This window comes from Natronobacillus azotifigens (genome assembly GCF_026805325.1).
In the GTDB taxonomy this organism is placed as follows: domain Bacteria; phylum Bacillota; class Bacilli; order Bacillales; family Amphibacillaceae; genus Natronobacillus; species Natronobacillus azotifigens.
This window is the reverse complement of sequence record NZ_JAPRAT010000003.1, coordinates 1-21,450: the sequence shown is the minus strand read 5'-3', so window position 1 is coordinate 21,450 and position 21,450 is coordinate 1. Positions and strand designations below refer to the sequence as shown.

At 36.7% G+C, this 21,450-nt stretch carries 18 protein-coding genes and 1 other RNA gene; 13 read left to right on the top strand and 6 right to left on the bottom strand.

The window, feature by feature from the left end:
• Positions 1 to 205: 205 nt before the first annotated feature.
• From ptsP to OWO01_RS02240, 4 genes are all read right to left on the bottom strand, one after another.
• Positions 206 to 1,921, bottom strand: coding sequence for a phosphoenolpyruvate--protein phosphotransferase (ptsP, locus tag OWO01_RS02255; RefSeq protein ID WP_268778801.1), 1,716 nt, complete (start codon positions 1,919 to 1,921; stop codon positions 206 to 208).
• Between the two features lie 6 nt (positions 1,922 to 1,927).
• The gene (locus tag OWO01_RS02250) at positions 1,928 to 2,197 is read right to left on the bottom strand and encodes a phosphocarrier protein HPr (protein WP_268778800.1); all 270 of its coding nucleotides are present in this window, start codon (positions 2,195 to 2,197) and stop codon (positions 1,928 to 1,930) included.
• 224 nt (positions 2,198 to 2,421) lie between these two features.
• Positions 2,422 to 3,339: a 1-phosphofructokinase gene (gene pfkB / locus OWO01_RS02245; protein ID WP_268778799.1), complete on the bottom strand. Its 918-nt coding sequence runs from the start codon at positions 3,337 to 3,339 to the stop codon at positions 2,422 to 2,424.
• Positions 3,336 to 4,088, bottom strand: a complete 753-nt coding sequence (locus tag OWO01_RS02240; protein WP_268778798.1) for a DeoR/GlpR family DNA-binding transcription regulator — start codon at positions 4,086 to 4,088, stop codon at positions 3,336 to 3,338. The genes pfkB and OWO01_RS02240 overlap by 4 nt, the downstream gene beginning before the upstream one ends.
• A 237-nt stretch (positions 4,089 to 4,325) precedes the next feature.
• Here OWO01_RS02240 and secG point away from each other — a divergent pair, with 237 nt between their 5' ends.
• The 3 genes from secG to rnr all read left to right on the top strand — a co-directional run bounded on the left by secG (position 4,326) and on the right by rnr (position 8,011).
• Positions 4,326 to 4,556, top strand: a complete 231-nt coding sequence (gene secG, locus OWO01_RS02235; protein ID WP_268778797.1) for a preprotein translocase subunit SecG — start codon at positions 4,326 to 4,328, stop codon at positions 4,554 to 4,556.
• Positions 4,557 to 4,923: 367 nt separating this feature from the next.
• Positions 4,924 to 5,667 (top strand): alpha/beta hydrolase, encoded by a 744-nt coding sequence (locus tag OWO01_RS02230; protein WP_268778796.1) that lies wholly within the window; start codon positions 4,924 to 4,926, stop codon positions 5,665 to 5,667.
• A 43-nt stretch (positions 5,668 to 5,710) separates the two neighbouring features.
• Entirely contained in the window at positions 5,711 to 8,011 is a 2,301-nt protein-coding gene (gene rnr, locus OWO01_RS02225; protein WP_268778795.1) for a ribonuclease R, read from the top strand.
• A 1,116-nt stretch (positions 8,012 to 9,127) separates the two neighbouring features.
• On the opposite strand, the gene OWO01_RS02220 is transcribed toward rnr, so the two are convergent.
• Positions 9,128 to 9,985 (bottom strand): GNAT family N-acetyltransferase, encoded by an 858-nt coding sequence (locus OWO01_RS02220; RefSeq protein ID WP_268778794.1) that lies wholly within the window; start codon positions 9,983 to 9,985, stop codon positions 9,128 to 9,130.
• 282 nt (positions 9,986 to 10,267) lie between these two features.
• Here OWO01_RS02220 and OWO01_RS02215 point away from each other — a divergent pair, with 282 nt between their 5' ends.
• From OWO01_RS02215 to ssrA, 3 genes are all read left to right on the top strand, one after another.
• On the top strand, positions 10,268 to 10,522 hold the full coding sequence (locus OWO01_RS02215) for a hypothetical protein (RefSeq protein WP_268778793.1): 255 nt from the start codon (positions 10,268 to 10,270) through the stop codon (positions 10,520 to 10,522).
• Positions 10,523 to 10,611: 89 nt separating this feature from the next.
• Positions 10,612 to 11,073, top strand: coding sequence for an SsrA-binding protein SmpB (smpB, locus tag OWO01_RS02210; protein WP_268778792.1), 462 nt, complete (start codon positions 10,612 to 10,614; stop codon positions 11,071 to 11,073).
• Between the two features lie 121 nt (positions 11,074 to 11,194).
• Positions 11,195 to 11,557, top strand: a transfer-messenger RNA (tmRNA) gene (gene ssrA / locus OWO01_RS02205).
• A gap of 507 nt (positions 11,558 to 12,064) precedes the next feature.
• On the opposite strand, the gene OWO01_RS02200 is transcribed toward ssrA, so the two are convergent.
• Positions 12,065 to 12,892: a hypothetical protein gene (locus OWO01_RS02200; protein ID WP_268778791.1), complete on the bottom strand. Its 828-nt coding sequence runs from the start codon at positions 12,890 to 12,892 to the stop codon at positions 12,065 to 12,067.
• Between the two features lie 559 nt (positions 12,893 to 13,451).
• Here OWO01_RS02200 and OWO01_RS02195 point away from each other — a divergent pair.
• From OWO01_RS02195 to OWO01_RS02165, 7 genes are all read left to right on the top strand, one after another.
• The gene (locus tag OWO01_RS02195) at positions 13,452 to 13,757 is read left to right on the top strand and encodes a hypothetical protein (RefSeq protein ID WP_268778790.1); all 306 of its coding nucleotides are present in this window, start codon (positions 13,452 to 13,454) and stop codon (positions 13,755 to 13,757) included.
• A gap of 176 nt (positions 13,758 to 13,933) precedes the next feature.
• Positions 13,934 to 14,926 carry a LacI family DNA-binding transcriptional regulator gene (locus OWO01_RS02190; RefSeq protein WP_268778789.1) on the top strand — a complete coding sequence of 331 codons (993 nt, stop codon included), beginning with the start codon at positions 13,934 to 13,936 and terminating at the stop codon, positions 14,924 to 14,926.
• A gap of 67 nt (positions 14,927 to 14,993) precedes the next feature.
• Positions 14,994 to 16,361, top strand: a complete 1,368-nt coding sequence (locus OWO01_RS02185) for a PTS transporter subunit EIIC (RefSeq protein ID WP_268778788.1) — start codon at positions 14,994 to 14,996, stop codon at positions 16,359 to 16,361.
• 158 nt (positions 16,362 to 16,519) lie between these two features.
• Entirely contained in the window at positions 16,520 to 17,503 is a 984-nt protein-coding gene (locus OWO01_RS02180; RefSeq protein ID WP_268778787.1) for a carbohydrate kinase family protein, read from the top strand.
• Between the two features lie 24 nt (positions 17,504 to 17,527).
• The gene (locus tag OWO01_RS02175) at positions 17,528 to 18,991 is read left to right on the top strand and encodes a glycoside hydrolase family 32 protein (protein ID WP_268778786.1); all 1,464 of its coding nucleotides are present in this window, start codon (positions 17,528 to 17,530) and stop codon (positions 18,989 to 18,991) included.
• A 121-nt stretch (positions 18,992 to 19,112) separates the two neighbouring features.
• Positions 19,113 to 19,883 (top strand): type I 3-dehydroquinate dehydratase, encoded by a 771-nt coding sequence (gene aroD / locus OWO01_RS02170; protein WP_268778785.1) that lies wholly within the window; start codon positions 19,113 to 19,115, stop codon positions 19,881 to 19,883.
• A 251-nt stretch (positions 19,884 to 20,134) separates the two neighbouring features.
• The gene (locus tag OWO01_RS02165) at positions 20,135 to 21,400 is read left to right on the top strand and encodes a C40 family peptidase (protein WP_268778784.1); all 1,266 of its coding nucleotides are present in this window, start codon (positions 20,135 to 20,137) and stop codon (positions 21,398 to 21,400) included.
• The last annotated feature ends 50 nt before the right edge of the window (positions 21,401 to 21,450 follow it).

Genomic DNA, 21,450 nt, shown 5'->3' with positions numbered 1-21,450 from the left:
AGAGAAACTGGCATTTTATCCTAGAGCAATCATCCGTAAGACTCCCACTTCAAAACAACGAGAATATCAAGTTGTTTAAGTGGGAGTAACGGACGCTAGCACCCCGAATGGTTCAACTAACAATCAGCGGGGGAATACCTAAAAACCCCCACTGATTGAAGTTTCACTTTATAGTATTAAACTAAGATGGACAAGTGCATCAAAATTATTGGTTTGTTTTTTCACGAATAAATGCTTCTACTTCATCAGCCGTTGACATGCTTAATAATTCTTCTTTATAAGAAGCCATTTCAGCTTTTGATAAATCCTTAATTTGTGTACGTGCTGGTAAAATAGAGGTTGCACTCATACTGAATTCATCGAGTCCAAGTCCAAGTAAGATTGGAATAGCAATGGGGTCGCCAGCCATCTCTCCACACATTCCTGCCCATTTTCCTTCTGCGTGAGCCGCTTCGATAACGTTATTCACTAAGTTAAGGATAGCCGGATGATATGGTTGGTAAAGATAAGAAACACGTTCGTTCATTCGGTCAGCCGCCATTGTGTATTGAATCAAATCATTTGTTCCAATGCTGAAGAAATCAACTTCCTTCGCAAACTGACGAGCAATTACTGCAGTGGACGGAATCTCAACCATAATACCAACTTCGATATCATCAGATACGCTCACACCATCATTCACTAAGTTTGCTTTTTCTTCTAATAGCAATGCCTTTGCTTCACGAAATTCATTTAACGTTGCAATCATCGGGAACATGATTTTTAAGTTACCATAAGCACTTGCACGTAGTAGTGCACGCAATTGCGTACGGAAGATATCATCACGTTCAAGACATAAGCGAATTGCTCGGAATCCTAAGAATGGATTCATCTCATGAGGAAGATCTAAGTAACTAAGTTCTTTATCTCCACCGATATCGAGTGTACGAACAACAACAGGCTTATCACCCATTTGCTCTAGGACAGATTTATAAGCTTCGAATTGTTGATCTTCAGTTGGGAAGTCACTGTTTCCCATATAAAGAAATTCTGTACGATAAAGACCTACACCTTCACCGCCATTATTAAGTATACCTTGTACATCGTCTGGGGTACCGATATTTGCGACAAGCTCGACGTGTGTTCCATCACTGGAAACAGTTGGCTCATCTTTTAATTTGGCCCAGATTTGCTTTTGTTTTGCAAAATTATCTTGTTTCTTTTCATAAAGTGCAATTTCCTCTACAGTTGGATTAATGATGACATCACCATCAATACCATCTACGATCAGGATATCGCCTTCTTTAACATCCTCTGTAATTGTCTTCGTTCCAACAATTGCAGGGATCTCTAAAGAACGAGCCATTATTGCTGAATGAGAAGTACGTCCACCGATATTTGTGGCAAAACCTTTAACAAATTGTTTGTTTAGTTGTGCAGTATCAGAAGGCGTTAAATCTTCAGCAATGATGACAACTTGTTCGTCAATAAGAGCAGGATCAGGGAAAGAAACCTGTAACAAATGCGCCATTACACGTTTTGTTACGTCCTGAATATCAGCTGCACGCTCACGCATGTATTCATTATCCATTGCTTTAAACATGTTAATGAACATCGTTGCTGTGTCGTGTAGTGCTGCTTCTGCATTAACGCTTTCATTTTTAATCTTGTCCTCAATAGGCGTAATCAATTCTGGATCACTTAAAACAAGTAAGTGAGCAGAGAATATTTCTGCGTGTTCATCACCGAGTGTTTTGCGTGCGTTTTCCTTAATTTTTTCTAGTTCTAACTTGGAAATATCAAGCGCAGCTTCCAGGCGTTTAATTTCCGAAGCGACATCCTCTACTTTCTTAGTCTCGAAAGAAAGGTCAGGTGTCTCAAGCTTATACGCTTTTGCGATAGCAACACCATTGGATGCCGCAATACCTTTGATCATACTCATATGATATTACTCTCCTAATCCTTCTTGTTTGATTACGTCATAAATAGCTTCTACTGCTTCTTTTTCATCTGAGCCTTCTGCAACGATTTTCAACTCTGCATCTTTAGGGATTCCTAAAGACATTACACCCATAATTGATTTTAAGTTTACGGATTTACCATTGTATTCAACCGTAATGTCTGCTGCGAATTGACCTGCTTTGTTTACTAATACTGTTGCTGGACGTGCGTGAACTCCTGTAGCGTCTGTAATTGTTACTGTTTTTTCAGCTGCCATGAAAAAAACCTCCTAATAAATTAAATTTTTTGAAAAATAGGTATACCTAAGTACAATTGTACTTTGTTTAATGGAACTATTTCAAGCAAAACATGAAACAATGTTATTGTACCCATCAATTGTATAAGAAAAGTTTATGCTATACCTCTCTTTTTCCTATATACCAATATCACAATATCATTTTCTAAACATGAAGTCCAATACCTTTTTTGCCATACCTCATGCTAAAATTCAGCTTTTTTTAGTTCTACCAATTGAAGAAGCGTTTCCACATTTTTTTTCTCACAAAGATCTGCTTGAAAAGCTGTTGCACTCCCAGTTGCCACTGCATAACGAAAAATATCATCTTGTTCCAATCCTTTGTTATACGCTGTCAAAAAACCAGCAACCATAGAGTCTCCAGCCCCGACAGTATTGATCACTTTTCCTTTGGGTGCTTTAGCGATGAAACAATTGTTATCAGAGATATAAACGGCACCATCACCACCCATGGATACAATGACGTTTTCTGCTCCTTGTTGCTGTAGTTGTTTGCCATAGTATACTGCATTTTCTATCGAATCTATTCGTACATCAAACAATTCACCTAGTTCATGTTGATTAGGCTTTACGAGAAATAATTTTGTTCCTAGAAGTTCTTTTAAGGCTTGACTTGATGTATCCGCAATCATTTTCACCTTGTTTTCGGTGCATATCTCAGCGATTTTCACATAAAAATCATTGGGAACAGAAGCTGGAATACTACCAGCGACAACAAGGATGTCATTTGGCTGTAATTGACGAATCTGATCAAAAAGTTGTTGCAAGTCTTTGTCTGAAATATTCGGGCCAGCCCCATTAATTTCTGTTTCTTGATTAGATTTGAGCTTCACATTAATTCGTGTTGTTCCATTAACTTCGATAAAGTCTGTTCTTATCTTTTCTTTTAATAGAAAGGACTTGATAAAATCACCGGTAAAGTCACCAAGAAACCCAAGAGCAGTATTGTCTATCTCTAGACGTTTTAAAACACGAGAAACATTTATTCCTTTGCCACCAGGATAGTAGTCTGTTCGTTCTCCACGGTTCAATTCTCCGTACATAAAATCGCTTACTTGTACAATGTAATCAATGGATGGATTTAATGTGCAAGTGTAGATCATTCGTTCACAACCTTTATCTCTGTTTTCTGTTTTAGCTCTAATAATGTATCTTCATTCATTTCATCAATGATGAGCGTTGCAGCATCTAAATTTGCAATTTTAGCAAAAGCAACTTGATGCAATTTAGAATGATCTGCTAGAATATAACGTTGTTCAGAGCATTCTAATGCTTTCTGTTTGATTGCAGCCTCTTCTGGGTCAGGCGTAGTATACCCGTGATTTAAATCAAGCGCATTTACGCCAATAAAGCATTTGTTAAAGTGGTACTCACCCAAACTTGTTAATGCTCTAGCTCCAATGAGTGCTTTCGTTGTTTCTTTGACAAAACCACCAAGCAAATATGTTTGGATATGCAATTGACTTAGTAAATCTAGGTGTGTTAATCCATTAGTTACAACAGTAATATTTCGATCAACGAGATGGGGAATCATTTCGTACGTAGTTGTTCCAGCATCAAGGTAAATAAAATCATGTTCTTCAATGACAGTAGCAGCAAGCTTCGCGATCGACTTCTTTTTTTCTACATATTGAATAGATTTTTCTGGATAACTTAATTCTTGTCGTGTAGTATGTCGTAAAGAAGCGCCACCATGCACACGAATAAGACGATTTTGTTTCTCTAACTCACTCAAATCACGTCGGATCGTTGATTCAGAAACACCAGTTGTATCAACTAATTCCTGAATCGTAATGTATCGTTTTTTTTCAAGCAACTCTTCAATCAATACATGTCGTTTTGGAGTTAACATTCATTCTCCCTCCTTTGTAAGGGTTCTCTCTTATGATAAAGGAACTAACAATTATTTTCAATCAAAATCATTCAAAAATAATCAAAACATTCCAACTTAGGAGAAAGCGATTGTAAAAAATAAGATTAATGATGTGCTATGAAGAATTATACAAAAATTCACTTGCAGGTAACTAGGTTTTTGTGCTAAATTAACTATAGATAATAGATTGAGTTCGTCTAGGAGGTGTACGCAACCATGCTAGGAGTTGCGATTACGTTATTAATCATTGCTGCTGTTTCTCTTATTATACTTGTTCTTCTTCAATCTGGTAAAAGTGAAGGGTTATCTGGGGCGATCTCAGGTGGTGCTGAACAATTATTTGGTAAACAAAAGGCTCGAGGTCTTGATGCGGTTTTACAACGTGCGACGATTATAGCTGCTGTGTTATTCTTTGTTTTAACATTTGCAGTTGCTTATATACTATAAGTTCATGAAGTAAGCTCTCTCATTAGTTAGTACTAGTGAGGGTGCTTTTTTCTTTTTTAAAAGATAAAGTTTAAAAAAACAGCTTTATGGTGATATTTTTTTAGGTGTTTTATCTTTAAATAGGTATAAAAGATTTTCTAGAATAACAGTATGGTCTGATGGCTACTTTCTAATAAGTAAAACGGTATAGCTTGTCACTATCAGCCCTGTACAAAATATAGCTTCTTACCATTTTTTAAAAGGATCGGGTGAACATTCCCGGTTTTTCTTATGATTCGAAACATATAGAGTGCATGGTGTGTCTAATTTTGGTAAGATTAAGCCATTATAATAAGATAGAGATAGATTTGGAGAAAGGACGATCACAATGAACATACGAACACCGGAGCCTTTTACGTTTAAAGAAGGGGAAAGAGCGGTATTATTATTACATGGATTCACAGGACATAGTGGGGATGTCCGGATGTTAGGGAGATTTCTGCAAAAAAAGGGCTATACATCTCATGCCCCTATTTATCGAGGACACGGCAAAACACCTGAAGATCTATTAGAAGGTAGTCCTGAATATTGGTGGGAAGATGTATTAGCGGCTTATGAAGTGTTAAAAGAACTAGGACATAAAAAAATTGCAGTTGTTGGCTTGTCATTGGGTGGTGTACTCGGTTTGAAATTGGCATACTCTCAACCAGTGGTAGGGGTCGCACCAATGTGTTCTCCGATGTTTTTTGACAATCAAAGCCAGTTGACAAAAGGTTTTCGATATTTTGCCTCTCAATACAAAAAACAGGAAGGGAAAACAGAATCTGAGGTCGATGAAGAGGTAACAAATTTACTTGAAAACGCAAAACCATTATTTGAACAACTAGCGGATCTTTTTGACGATGTAAGAGCGCATGTGGATCATATTTATGCACCAACTTTAGTAGTTCAAGCAGAAGATGATCATATGATTAACTCCGATAGTGCTACGTATATTTATGATAATGTTGAAGCAGAACAGAAAGATATTAAATGGTATCAGGAAGCGGGGCATGCGATAACATTGGGACCAAAAAAAGAAGCGGTCCATGAAGATATTTATCAATTTTTAGAATCATTAGATTGGTCTTAACCAATAATAGAAAAGACCAGTCTAATAGGAAGAAGGTGAAGAAATGGAACAAGCAGAAATGAAAGAAAAAATCCTCACATTTATCCATGAAAAAGCAGTTAAGCCTGTAACAATCCATGAGATCGAAGCTGAATTGGAATTAGAGGATGCCGATCAGTTTAAAACATTAGTAAAGACATTAAATGAAATAGAAGAAAGTGGCGATCTCTTATTAACACGGAAGAATCGTTATGCATTACCCGAACGTATGGGTTTAATTCGTGGAAAGATTCAGATGCATAAGAAAGGGTTTGCTTTCTTACTTCCAGAGGATGAATCGCGAGCGGATATTTACATTAATCCGAATGATTTAAAAGGCGCGATGAATAATGACAGAGTAATGGTTCGAATTGAAGCAGAGCAGACAGGTGATAAGCGGCTAGAAGGTGTAGTAGAGCAGATTATCGAGCGTTCTTCCAATCGTGTGATTGGTACGTATCAAGACAAGGGTAACTTTGGTTTCGTTGTAGCCGATGATAAGCGAATCCCGAATGATATTTTTATTAAAAAAGAGGACAGCAAGGGTGCTGTATCTGGTCATAAAGTAATTGTCATGCTTACAAAATTCCCTGAAGGAACCATGCTAGCGGAAGGAGAAGTCGTTGAGATACTGGGCCATAAAAATGATCCTGGAATGGATATTCTCTCGATCATCTATAAATATGGTATTACAATTGACTTTCCTAATGAAGTATTAGAACATGCAGAAAGCGTTCCAGATCAGATTAACCCAGATGAGTTAAAAAATCGACGTGATTTACGTGATGAACAAATTGTTACGATTGATGGTGCGGATGCGAAAGACTTAGATGATGCGGTTACGGTACAGAAATTACCGAATGGCAATACAAAACTGGGAGTATATATTGCGGATGTTTCCTATTATGTGGAGGAAAAGTCTCCAATCGATATGGAAGCATATGAGCGATCTACGAGTGTTTATTTAGTCGATCGTGTCATTCCAATGATTCCACATCGTCTCTCAAATGGTATCTGTTCGTTAAATCCAAATGTCGACCGCCTGACGCTTGGTTGTGAAATGGAAATTAATGACCAGGGTGAAGTGGTTAATCATGAAATTTTTCAAAGTGTCATTAATACAACAGCACGCATGACGTACCGTGATGTGAATAAAATTCTAGTTGATCAAGATGAACAGCTGCGAAAAGAATATAGTCAACTCGTTCCGATGTTTGAGGAGATGGAAAAGTTAGCTGCTACGCTTCGAAAAAAACGATTTGGGCGTGGAGCAATTGATTTTGATTTCAAAGAAGCGCAAGTACTGGTGGATGATGAAGGTCATGCAAAAGATGTTGTATTAAGAGAACGCTCCGTTGCTGAGCGATTGATTGAAGAATTCATGTTGGCAGCAAATGAGACCATTGCTGAACATTTCCATTGGTTAGATCTACCTTTTATTCATCGTATACATGAAGATCCTGATGAAGATCGTTTGCAAAAATTCTTTGAATTTATCGGGCAGTTTGGTTATTCGGTAAAAGGAACTGCTAATGAAATTCATCCACAAGCATTGCAAAAAGTGCTTGAAATGGTAAGTGGAGAACAAGAAGAAATGATTATCGGAAAATTAATGCTTCGTTCTATGAAACAAGCGAAGTATGATCCCGTGAGTGTTGGGCACTTCGGCTTGGCTACTGACTTTTACACCCATTTCACTTCGCCAATTCGACGTTATCCCGATTTAATTGTTCATCGCTTAATCCGTACTTATTTAATTGAACAAAAGGTCGATAACAAAACACAAGCACATTGGCGAGATAAACTACCTGAAATTGCAAAACATACCTCAGAGAAAGAGCGAACAGCAGTTGATGCAGAACGAGAAACAGACGATTTGAAAAAGGCAGAATATATGCAAGACAAAATCGGGGAAACGTTCGATGGAGTTATCAGTTCTGTTACTGGCTTCGGTTTGTTTGTTGAGTTAGAGAATACGGTAGAAGGTTTAATTCATGTTAGTGAATTAACCGATGATTATTACCATTATGATGAGCGCTCCTACGCGATGGTAGGGGAACGAACAGGTACAGTTTTCCGAATAGGTGATGCGATTACGGTAAAAGTGACAAATGTGAATCTGGAAGAACGCGCAGTTGACTTCGAGATTGTTGGTATGAAGAAACAAGGGAAAAAACCAAGATTAACTCAGGGAAAATCAAATGGTGAACGTCCACGAAAAGAAAAAGAATTTAGCGAGAAAAAGAAAGGCAAAAAGAAAGGCAAGAAAAAAACTAAAGGCAAAGTAGCACCTCCAAAAGCAACGAAAAAGAAAAAGAAGAAATAATATAAAAAAGGTCGTCAATATGTGATGGCCTTTTTTGCTTTGTGGGGGGACGTACGTAGCGTTTAAAAGACGCAGGCTATTCAGAAAATGTAATTGAAAAAGATGCGAACAAAACGCGGAGAATGCGAACAAATCACGGAGAATGCGAATAAATCAGAAAAGATGCGAACAAAACGTGGAGAATGCGAATAAATCAGAAAAGATGCGAACAAAACGTGGAGAATGCGAATAAATCAGAAAAGATGCGAACAAAACGCGGAGAATGCGAATAAATCAGAAAAGATGCGAACAAAACGCGGAGAATGCGAATAAATCAGAAAAGATGCGAACAAAACGTGGAGAATGCGAATAAATCAGAAAAGATGCGAACAAAACGTGGAGAATGCGAATAAATCAGAAAAGATGCGAACAAATCGCGGAGAATGCGAATAAATTGGAAAAGATGTGAACAAAACACGGAGAATGCGAATAAATCAGAAAAAATGCGAACAAAACGTGGAGAATGCAAATAAATCAGAAAAGATGCGAACAAAACGTGGAGAATGCGAATAAATTGGAAAAGATGCGAACAAAACGCTGAGAATGCGAATAAATCGGAAAAGATGCGAACAAAACGCGGAGAATGCGAATAAATCGGAAAAGATGCGAACAAAACGCAGAGAATGCGAATAAATTGGAAAAGATGCGAATAAAACGCGGAGAATGCGAATAAATTGGAAAAGATGCGAACAAAACGCAGAGAATGCGAATAAATCGGAAAAGATGCGAACAAAACGCGGAGAATGCGAATAAATCGGAAAAGATGCGAACAAAACGCAGAGAATGCGAATAAATTGGAAAAGATGCGAACAAAACGCAGAGAATGCGAATAAATTGGAAAAGATGCGAATAAAACGCAGAGAATGCGAATAAATTGGAAAAGATGCGAATAAAATTCCGAAGAATGTAAATAAATCGAAAAGTTATTCGCAAATAAGTGATTTTACTGTAAATATGGCTATTGTTAAGAAAAAAATAGCCAGAATTGATATTCGTGAGTCTTTGAAAAAAGTGTTGGACAGTGGTTATGGGGTTACAATCATAAAACTGTAAAAAATATACCACAGCTATTTGACCCTACACCCAATCTCCATATAATACCCATCCATCGGAGACCTCAAATGCAGTTAAATCAGGAATCTTTTTATATCCTTTATCTGTGAAATCAAACCAAGGTCGTGGATGTTCCTCGTCATTTGCCACAAATTCATCAATCGTTTCAAATAATCCTGCTTGCTCAAAATGATCATTCCAAAAATACTTGACCTGAACGAAGGCTTCTTTTTTAAAATCTTTCTTTAAGATTACCCAGCGATCAGCAGAAGGATTTTGAAAAAAATGCGATTCTGCCAAATCTTCATCTGTTACTAACTCTTGGCGAAACGGAAATGGATAAAAGCACTCATAAGGGTAGATTTTTAGTATATTGCTTTTTGCTAATTTTGTTAGGAGTGCTCTTTTTTCTTGAACAGAATGAACCTGTTGCCAAATAGGTCCAGGTACATTATTTATTCGTTCGCGCTTTTGAATAGGTAACCCGTAAAAGGTTTTTAATTCAGAGAATCCCAATTTTGAAAGTACACGTCGAGCTGAAGAGTTTTGGATATTGGTATTGCCACCTATCCAAACGATTTTAGGGTTTAGCTTTAATTGCTTAATAAGGTACAAAAGTAGTTCTGTTGCATAGCCTTTTCCATGTACACGAACGTCACTTCTTAATCGGCCAAGCATTGCATAACCGCCTGGAAAGATTGTATATCCTGCGATGGTAACTAGCTCCTCATCAATAAATAGTCCATAGAGCGATTGGTTCTCAGAAGTAACTAATCGTTCGAAAATTTCAATGACGTAATCATCCGTTATATTTGTTTTCATTTTTTTTGCAATTGGTAAGTCTCGTAACTGTAATTGCCTCATCATTTTTTCTGTCGTCAATCTGGATGCTCCCTTCTATCACTATATCCGATATCTATCTTCGCATAATCAGGTTGTTATTGTCTATAAAAAAAACTAGAGAAACTTTAGATGAAAAAATGCTCAAAAAATATGGTATAGTTATTTTATCTTAGTGAAAATGTCGTAAACATTCGGGTTCAAAATAATTTCTACATAACACGGATGATTAGGTAGTTAGTCTAAGCCAAAACTAGACGTATTATTGGTAAAGCCTTATTGATTCAAGAAGAAATAAAGAGAGAATAAGAAAGGTGTGGGGAAATGTCTAAAAAAACAGTCGGGATATCTGCAGGGTTAGGGGTGGCTTTAGCCCTCTATTGTTTGCTTGTATTATTCATTGTTACCGTTGATACAGTACTTTTAGCGGTTATTGCTCTTTTGCTTATCGGAATAGGTGTTATGGCTACAAAACTCTTGTTTATACGGTTAATTAATGATCGGAATGCTTTTGTGTTTTTACCTTTTCTACTTACTTATGGTGTGGTTAGTTTTCTTGTTCTATATTTTATAGCCTGATTGAAGTATTAGTATTCCGGCTTGTGGCGTTGTTTTGAATGATTAAACCTGTTAAAATGAAGATTGCGTAAGTGAGAGGAGGCAAGCGGATGCCAAAGGGTAGTGGAAAGGTACTTGCACAGAATCGGAAAGCAAGTCATGATTTTTTTATCGAAGAAACTTATGAAGCTGGATTGGTTTTAAAAGGAACAGAAATAAAGTCGATTCGTAATGGACGTGTGAATATGAAGGATAGCTTTGCCAGAGTAGAACGAGGTGAAGTATTTTTGCATAATATGCATATTTCTCCATATGAGCAAGGAAATCAGTTTAATCATGAACCAACCCGCACAAGAAAATTACTATTACATCGAAAAGAAATTAATAAATTGATTGGTGAGACACAACAAGCTGGGTATTCTCTTGTGCCTTTAAAAATGTATCTGAAAAACGGTGTAGCTAAAATATTGATTGGCCTTGGTAAAGGGAAGAAAAAGTATGATAAGCGTGATGACTTAAAGCAAAAACAAGCAAAACGTGATATCGAGCGTGCGATTAAAGATAGTTATTAATTGGTAGTTATCGTCAATAACTTGATTTTTTCTGTAGATTTGATATAATTAATTTTGTAATACTGACAACAAAATATGATATCGGCTCAATATTCGCCGTATCCGTTTTTGTTCCTTTCATGGGGACGTTACGGATTCGACAGGGGTAGTTTGAGCTCAAGTTGCGTGCCGAGGTTACGACTCGTAAACCGTTACCCGCCAATAATAACTGGCAAAGAAAACAATTTCTCTTTAGCAGCTGCCTAAGCAGCACTAAAGGATCCTTCCTATCATCGCCCGTGTGCTAGATGAAGGGTCTCAAATGAAGCGGGATACGCTAAACATTCACCGTCTGCGGATGTTTAGAGGAGATTAATCAGACTAGCTGCTAGGAAGCCTGTTGATAGGCTGAATGGCAAGCGAAATGCGAATATATCAACTACGCATGTAGACGCTTGAGTGGCAATATCTCTGGACGTGGGTTCGACTCCCACCGTCTCCACCATACATATCAAGCACTGATAAGACAGTGTTGCTATCATGGTGGTAACCTTATACATTTTAAACGAAGTCATTTCCTATGGGAGATGGCTTTTTTGCCGCTCTATTATATATGTTCGGGTCTGAAAAAATTCAAGCAAAATAAAACACGCAAGCTCCTATATCCTTTACACTTGAATTAACTAGAAACAAATCAAAGGGATGGGAGATGCGTGTATATGCAGTTTACCATGAAATTACCTGGATTAGAAAGTGTAATGATTACAAAGATGGAAGAACTAGTAACTCGAAAGTATGAGCTAAAGGCTTCTAAACTATAGCGTTTGTTTACTCAAGGTAAAATGGTTAACAGAATTCTGATTAAAGTAATTTGAAAAAGTATCACCTTTTTCCTTAATATTATTTATCCCGGAGCAACCGTCCGTAAGACTCCCACTTCAAAACAACGAGAAAAACAAGTTGTTTAAGTGGGAGTAACGGACGCTAGCACCCCGAATGGTTCAACTAACAATCAGTTGGGGGAATAGCTAAAAACCCCCACTGATTGAAGTTTCACTTTATTATGATTAGCTAAAATCAACTCAATCTTTTCTTCGTCTGGTCTAAACATTCCATAGATCATTCCATGCATAACAGCTGTTTGATGTGTTTGATCGTACATATAGTTCAGAAGGGGAGTCAAGGTATGAAAATCATAGGATTCCACTTCGTCTGCAAAGTCAATATCAATCTGATACTTTTGGTTGGATTGAATCTGTTCCTCTGGCTCAAATGAATAGCTTATTTGGTTCGCTAAATCTGTAATACCTGTCAAAACAATATCTTCAGAAGAAACATTATGAATCTCCATATTAAGGCTTAGATAAGGATAAGAGACAGTGATTTGATTAGGAAAATCAATGATTTCATTATCAGCATTAATGTTTGTTACCACTGCTTTACCAAATTCATATTCTCTACTTTTCCCATCTTTAAACGAAATAATGAATCGATCAGATGATTCAATTTGATTGGAAGAACTTTCGACATTTATTAATAAGTTAAATAATTGATAGTCACCTTGTGCTTCAGCTTGATCAAAGTGATAATCGACAATGCTCATATTCGTGTTGTTAAACGCTACGTCTGTGATGAGTTGATCTAACGCTTCCAGATTTCCTCCGTTTTCTAGTACACCAAATATATTAAAGCGCACATCTTCATTGTCTAAATTGTAACTAATATAATTTCTACCGAATATAAGCGCATAATCCAATCCTGGATCATCGGTAGGTTTGAGTACAATCCACCCAAAAAGAATTAGCAAAACCATACTACCTGTTACGATTAACTTCTTCAAGTTTCTATTCCTCTATTCGTATTTATTTATCCCGGAGCAACCGTCCGTAAGATTCCCACTTCAAAACAACGAGAATATCAAGTTGTTTAATTGGGCGTAACGGACGCTATCACCCTGGATAGTTCAAGGGTCTTTAGCTCATCCTTTAGGGCTAACAATCAGTGGGGGAATACCTAAAAAACCCTTACTGATTGAAGTTTCACTTTATACAACTTCTAAATAAGTATTTTCCCTTGGTTTCTGTCACTTTTTAAGTTAAAACATATTTCATTTCAATTTTAACTCTTCTTTTATTAAAATCAGTAAAAGAGCACCTGTATAAATAATGCAATATTTTCCTTTAATTTGCAACATTTTTTTTGACAATGGAGAAGATGAATAAATTGGTGTTAGTATACTTTGTTGAAGCTAATAAAATTGATTTTTTCAGAGGGAGTTACTTGAATACAAAATCAATTAAAGATAAAGAGAAGAATGTCCAATAAACTTTTGGATATAATAAATAAAAAATGAATTTATGAAACAAGCTAGAACTAATGAATTTTGGAGGTATGATTACATGGGATTATTCGGATCAAAAGACGATGATAAAAAAATGACGAAAGATGAAAAGCAGATGCAAAAATTCATGGAAAAGTATCAGCTGGAAGATTTGGATGAAAAAGATTTACAAGTGCTAAAGCGAGTGGCTAATGATTTGGTAGGGAATGGCTTATTCAAAATGGGCATGGCGTTAAGTTTTGCGAAGGCAGAGGAGCAGGCAAAAGTTACGTATCTATCTGCGATTGTTGAACAAAATTGGATGATGATTAGACAATTGGGAAGGCTTAATAAAAACATTGAAAAATTGAATAAGAATGGTTAAGTGTTTGTTTAGGAATGTAGAAATTTTTCTATGCGTAACTATAAAAATAAAAAGCAAAGTCATTTCTTTTAAGAGATGGCTTCTTAATAAACACCTAAAAAGAAAGCGCTTGACATTTTACTTAAACTTGTTATACTTAATCTGAAATCGATTTCAGATTAAGTTAGGTGAAACCAATGAAAATAAAAGATATTGCTAAACTAGCAGGGGTTTCTCCAGCTACGGTATCTCGTGTGATGAATAATTCAGGTTATGTCATTGATGAAAAAAGAAAAGCAGTGGAGAAAGTTATTGCAGAAGTTGGCTATACACCGAATGAAATTGCTAAATCTTTAAAAAATCGTAAAACAAATATTATTGGTGTTATCGTTCCAAAAATTAGTACGGAAACTGCTAGTCGTGTTGTTGACGGTATTACAGAGGTTGCAAAAGCGCACGATTGTCAAATATTAATTGCAAATACAGATTTGCAAATTGAAGAAGAAATCAAGTCTTTAAAATTTCTAAGTAACCGTCTCGTTGATGGCATTATTATGATGGCAACGGAAGTGACGGAGCAACATTATAAGGTAGCAAAGGGTATTTCTGTACCGATCGTGATGGTGGGTCAGCAAGTGGATGGTTATCCTAGTATTATTCATGATGATTACCATGCAGCCAAAGCAATGATGAAACACATTTTAGCAAAAGGTCATCAAGAAATTGGATTCATTGGTGTCAGTCCGCATGATATAGCTGTTGGGATCAAGCGAAAGCAAGCATATCTCGATGCATTGTCAGAAGCAAAATTGGAAGTGGATGATCAGCTGATTGCAATCGGAAATTTCTCCATTGAATCTGGTTACGAACAAATGGAGAAGATTCTGGCACACAAACAACCAACAGCTGTTATGGCAGTTACAGATCAGTTAGCCATCGGAGCGATTCATTGTATACGTGACCATCGATTAACTGTTCCAGAAGACATTTCTATTACAGGAATGGGGGACGGTAAGTTATCGAAATACTTTATTCCGCCTTTAACAACGGTACGTTTACACCATAAAACAACTGGGATTATGGCTGCAAAAAATTTGTTTACATTAATTGAGAACGGGTATGTAAAGAATGAAATGGTAGTAGATTTTAGTTTGCGGATTAGAGAAAGTGTTGATGAAAAGGAGAAGTGATTCCTTATCATCAACAAAAAACAAACACCATGAAATCGATTTCGGATATTGTATAGGAGGAAATGTAATGAAACATAAACAAACCATTGAAAAGCTGTTGGAGGTTATTGGTGGAGAAGATAACATCAAAAACTTTGAGCATTGTGCAACTCGATTACGAATCATCTTAAAGGATGATACTTTAGTTGACAAAAAACAAGCAGAAGAGATTCCAGAATGTAAAGGTTACTTTTTTAATACTGGCCAGCACCAATTTATCTTTGGTACTGGAAAAGTAAATCAAGTTTATGAAGAAATGAACCAAGTATTGGATTCCGATCAAAAAGATGATGGTTTTAAAGATGATGTGTACAAAAACTTAAACCCAGTACAAAGAGTAGTGCGTACATTAGCAGATATTTTAGTACCGCTTATCCCCGCACTAGTTACAACTGGTCTTTTGATGGGTATACGAGGTTTATTGTTGGAATTAGGAATGGATTTAACAGATACTGGATTGATCCTCTTTGAGATGTTAACAGATACTGCTTTTGCTTTTCTACCAGTATTGATTACTTATAGTGCTACGAAGAAATTCGGTGGTAATCCGATTATTGGTATTGTTGTCGGTTTGATGATGGTTGCCCCTCAACTTCCGAATGCATGGGTAGTTGCCGAAGGTGGAGCGGATCCATTATATGTTTTTGGAATACCGGTTGTTGGTTATCAAGGATCTATTATTCCTGCAATTGTTGCCGGGTACTTGATTTCAAAACTTGAAAAAGGATTACGTAAATTTGTGCCACAAATGATGGATCTTGTTGTTACTCCATTTGTAAGTCTAACTGTAACGATTGGAACCATGCTATTTATCTTAGGTCCTATATTACAAGCGATTGAAACTGGAGTTATTGACTTTATTGTATATATTTTAGAAGCACCGCTTGGAATTGGCTATATTATTTTTGCAGCATTTCAGCAATTACTTGTTATTACGGGTCTCCATCACTCATTAAGCATTATTGAAATTAGCTTAATAAATGATACTGGTTCGAACGTTATTCAGACTCTAATGACAGCAAGTATGGCAGGTCAGTTTGGTGCAGCAATTGCAACAGGTTTATTAATGACAAACAAGGTAAAACGTAGTAATGCTTTATCTTCCTCTGCTTCCACTTTATTCGGAATTACAGAGCCGCTCTTATTTGGTGTTAACTTACGCCATTTCCGAATTTTTGTATCTGGAATGATCGGTGGAGCCGCTGGTGGATTAGTTACGTCGCTTTTAGGATTAGCGGCAACAGGGATGGGAATTACGTTTGTTCCCGGTTTACTACTATACACAACAGATATTTGGACTATGACTCAATATCTTTTAGTAATCGCCGTTTCATTTAGTGTAGCGTTTCTAATGATACGTATCCAAGCGAAAACAATCAGAAAAGAGTTAAACTAGAATCGATTGAATAAAAGAAAATAGTGAAACCTGATCATATTTATGAATAATTTTTCAAAAAATAGTAATCAGGTATGTTCAAAATTCAGTCAGTGGGGAAACGTAATAATACCCCACTGATTAACATTTTTCGTCAATATTATAAGGATGTGATCTTTTTGCCGAATACAATCTATACAATAGGAGAAGCATTGATTGACTTTATACCAACCATTACAGATACAGAGTTAAAAGACGTCCCACAGTTTAAACGTGTTATGGGCGGTGCGCCAGCTAATGTAGCGGTAGCTGCAGCCAAGTTAGGTGGACAAACTAGTTTTATCTCAAAGCTTGGGGATGATGCCTTTGGTAATCATATTACAGAGCAACTAGAAAAACACGCAGTAGATACGCGTCACTTAGTGAAAACAACAGAAGCCAATACTGGTCTAGCGTTTGTTTCGTTAAAAAAAGACGGACAACGCGATTTCTCCTTTTATCGAAAGCCAAGTGCAGATATGTTATTAACCGCGGATGAGGTTAAAGATATTCCTTTTGATTCTAGTGATATTCTTCATTTTTGTTCGGTTGATTTGATTGATGCACCTGTAAAAAAAGCACACCAACAGGTGATTGAACAAGCAATTGCTGCTGGTGGTTTAGTAAGTTTTGATCCGAATGTTCGCTTGCCATTATGGGACTCATCAGAAGCGTGTCGAGAAGCTATTAATGAATTTTTACCTTATGCTCATGTAGTAAAAGTATCGGACGAGGAATTAGCCTTTATTACTGGTATAGAAGATGAAGAAGAAGCATTAAAAAGCTTATTTACGGGTAATGTAGAATGTATCATCTATACTTTAGGAGCAAAGGGAGCGATAATGCTGCTGAAGAATGGAGAAACATTCAAGCATACTGGTTTTCAAGTACAAGCAATTGATACGACAGGAGCAGGTGATGCATTTGTCGGGGCAACACTATTTCAATTGCAAAAGTTTGCAATCACTCAAACAAAAGTAAACCAGATAGAGCTAGAACAAGGGACAGATATTCTTGCGTTTAGTAACAGTTTTGCTGCGTTAACAACATTGAAAAATGGAGCTGTTGATGCACTGCCAAGTTATCAAGAGGCGGAACAGTTCTTAGCAGAGAAAAAGAAATAGTTTTACATCAAGGAGAGGAAACAGTTGAATCAACGTGCAAAAAGATTAAAAGATACGATAGAGTCAGAAAGTGAAAACTTCAGAGAGCAGGTTCAAGCAGATCATTGGCGCTTGCATTATCACGTAATGCCTCCAACGGGTTGGCTGAACGATCCGAATGGTGTTTGTCAGTTTCGTGGACTTTATCATTTGTTCTATCAGTATTCTCCGATTGATGCAAACGGAGCATTGAAATATTGGGGACATAAAACATCGAAAGATATGGTTCATTTTGAAGACCAAGACATCGCACTGTATCCTGATCAGCCATACGATATAGATGGTGTCTATTCAGGAAGTGCTTTTATTGAAAATGATCAACTTCATTTCTTTTATACAGGAAATGTTCGACATAAGGGAGATCATAATTATATTACGAGTGGGCGAGAACAAAACACAATTCATGTGACAAGCCCTGATGGTTTTACTTTAAACAAACAAGGGGTAGTAATTGGTGCAGATCAATATCCCGAACGATTTACGCAACACATCCGTGATCCTAAAATTTTTAAGAAAGATAATCACTATTACATGATTTTGGGAGGCAGAAATCTGGAGGACCAAGGTGAGGTTTTACTATATAAATCAACGGATCTAAAGAGTTGGAGCTACCAAGGCATTTTTGTTGAACACCAGGCTAACATGGGATACATGTGGGAATGTCCTGATTTCTTTGAACTCAACGGTCAAGAGGTTTTACTAATTTCGCCACAAGGAATGGATCCTTTAGAAAATCAATTTCATAATGTGTATCAATCTGGTTATTTTATTGGAAATACAGATTGGGAACAGCAAACGTTTAAACCATCAGAGCCATTTGTGGAGTTAGATTGTGGCTTTGATTTTTATGCTCCACAAACCTTTGAAGATGAGTCTGGTCGTAGAATCTTGTGGGGATGGATGGGGTTACCTGATATTGAACCGGAATATTCTAATCCAACTATTAAGCATGGTTGGCAACATGCGATGACATTACCAAGAGAGTTGATATTCGAAAAAGGAAAACTTTTGCAACGTCCATTAATTGAATATGAGAAACTTAGAAAAGAGTTATCCGAGATGAATATCCATGTCGATGGAAAAACAGAAGTAAATGAATTGCAAGGAGAAGTGTACGAAATGTTCCTCACTTTCCATGAAATAGGAGAAATATTCACTGTTCAGTTAAGAAAAGATATGACGATTAGTTATCATAAAGAAGATCAGTTATTAACATTATCCCTTGGTGCATCAGGGTATGGAAGAAAAGAAAGAAAAACAACAATAGAGAATTTAACGAATTTACACATTTTTTCAGATGCTTCTTCTCTAGAGTTGTTTGTCAATGATGGAGAGAAAGTTTTTACAACAAGAACTTATCCAACCCCAAAAAAAGGGTCTGATATCATTTGTTTCGGAGGATCAGCCAAAATAAACGTTAAGAAATGGTCGTTACAAAAAACATCATAATCTTAGAAGCGAAAAGTCACGGTTAAATATACGTGGCTTTTTTTGGTTGATTCAAATTATTCAAAAAAATCTAGCTAGACCATGTTATAATATAGCAATACATAATAAAAGGGTGATATCTTTGAATAAAACAGTGCAAGTGAAGGGGTTAGATATTGGATTAGATCGTCCAAAAATTTGTGTCCCACTAGTGGGAAGAACCACAGATGAACTGGTGATAGCTTCGAAAAAAATCACTACTTATGATATAGATTTAGTAGAGTGGCGTGTTGATTTTTTCCAAGAAGTAGAGCAGCTAGATCAAGTGAAGAAAACATTGGTTAAGCTACGCTCCGTTATCTCGAAAGTTCCCATTCTTTTTACGTTCCGAACAGCAAAAGAAGGTGGGGAAAAAGCGATATCTGATGAGTACTATTTGGAGTTAAATAAGGAAATCATGCAGACTGGACAAATCGATCTTGTTGACATTGAACTATATACTCCTGCTCCGATTCGCGAGCAACTACTGAAAAAAGCACAGTTGTACGACGTTAAAACCATTGTTTCCAACCATGATTTTGATAAAACACCTCCAAAAGAGGAAATAATCGCTCGATTACAACAGGCAGAAGTGCTTGGAGCCGATATTAGTAAAATAGCTGTAATGCCGAATAAACCACACGATGTCCTCACATTGTTATCAGCAACAGAAGAAATGCACCGAATACACACTAACATTCCTATTATAACAATGGCAATGGGGGGGATGGGACTGATTAGCCGGTTGTCTGGAGAGTTGTTTGGCTCTTGTCTTACTTTTGCAGCAGTTGATCAAACTTCTGCACCTGGTCAAGTAAGCGTAAATGAGTTACTACCAATTTTAAACATAATCAATAAAAACATAGGTAATTAGTATGAAAAACGAGAAAAGAGGTTTAATTCTCGTTTTTTCTTTTTTGATAATAGGAAAATACTTAACTCTTTTAAAATTGAAATGTAATTGTAATATTTCTATCATCTTTCTGTCATTTTAGGATGTTATACTGACGTTGCTGGCAAATTAGCAGCGTTTTTCTTTTTGAAAAAGTTATTTTTTTAATGAATTTAATAGTTTTTCAATCATATAAGTATAGTAGATTATACATAGAAAGCGAGTGGATACGCGTGAGTAGGAAAAAAGTAGTAGTAAGCTTAGCATTATCTTTGGGGATTATTTTTGCTGTTCCAACTGTCGACGGTGTTGTGCAGGCCAATACAACAAGCCAAATTGAAGCAGAACGTTCTTTATTGCAATCCGAGATTGAAGAGAAAAAGCAAGAATTACAAGAGGTGCAAGCAGAATTAGTAGAGTTAAACGAAGAAATTCAGCGCGTAGACGAAGCGATAGAAGCAAATGAAATGATGATTGAAGAAACAGAAGAAGAAGTTACCGAAAAAGAAGAAGAGATTTCGAGACTAGAAGAAGAGGTCTCGGAGTTGGAGGAAGATATTGAGCGTCGAAACGATCTATTAAAGGATCGTGCAGCTTCTATCCAAAGAAATGGTGGTTCAGTTGGCTACTTAGAAGTATTATTTGGTGCTGAAAGCTTTGGTGACTTCATTAATCGAGTATCGATGATTACGAAAATAGCACAAGCGGATTCGGATCTGATTGAGAGATTCCAAGCAGATCAAGAAAAGCTAGAAATACAAAAAAAAGAAGTGGAAGATAAATTAAAAGATTTAAAAGAGGTTCAAGAAGAACTAGAAATGATGCAAGCAATGATTCTTACTCAAAAAGAAGAACATGAAGCAAATAAAGCGATATTACAAGAACGCGAAGCTGAAAGTCAAGCATTAGTAGAAGAATTACAATTAGAAGATAATGAATTAGCTAGAGTGCTTGAAGAAGCTCGTGCAGAAGCAGCAAGACGTGAAGCGGAACGTAGAGCAGAAGCACAGAGACAGGCTGAGGAAACTGCTAGAAGTGTTGCTGATACAGGAAATAATGATTCTAGTGGTGAAATTCAGCAATACAGTGCAAGTTCATCAGGGAGTGGAAGCATTAGTAATGTCATTTCTGCTGGCTATAAATATATTGGAAGATCATCTTATCGATTTGGCGCAGGTCGTAATGCGTCAGATATAGCAAATGGTTACTTTGATTGTTCTTCATTTGTTCAATGGGCGTTTAGTACAGAAGGAATTAGTATTCCGACTAGTACATCAGGACAATCACAGATTGGTAGCAGAGTTTCAACAAGCCAGATGCAACCAGGAGATTTAGTATTCTTTGATACAGTTCGTGGACGTTCAAACAGTCATGTAGGTATTTATATTGGTAATAATAAATTTATTGGTGCACAAACTTCAACAGGTGTTGCAGTAGCGGATATGAGTAGTGGTTACTGGGCAGATGCGTTTAAAGGCCATGTAAGACGTGTACAGTAAGCATAATATATAATATATGGAGCTTTGATTGAATGAATAATTCGATCAAA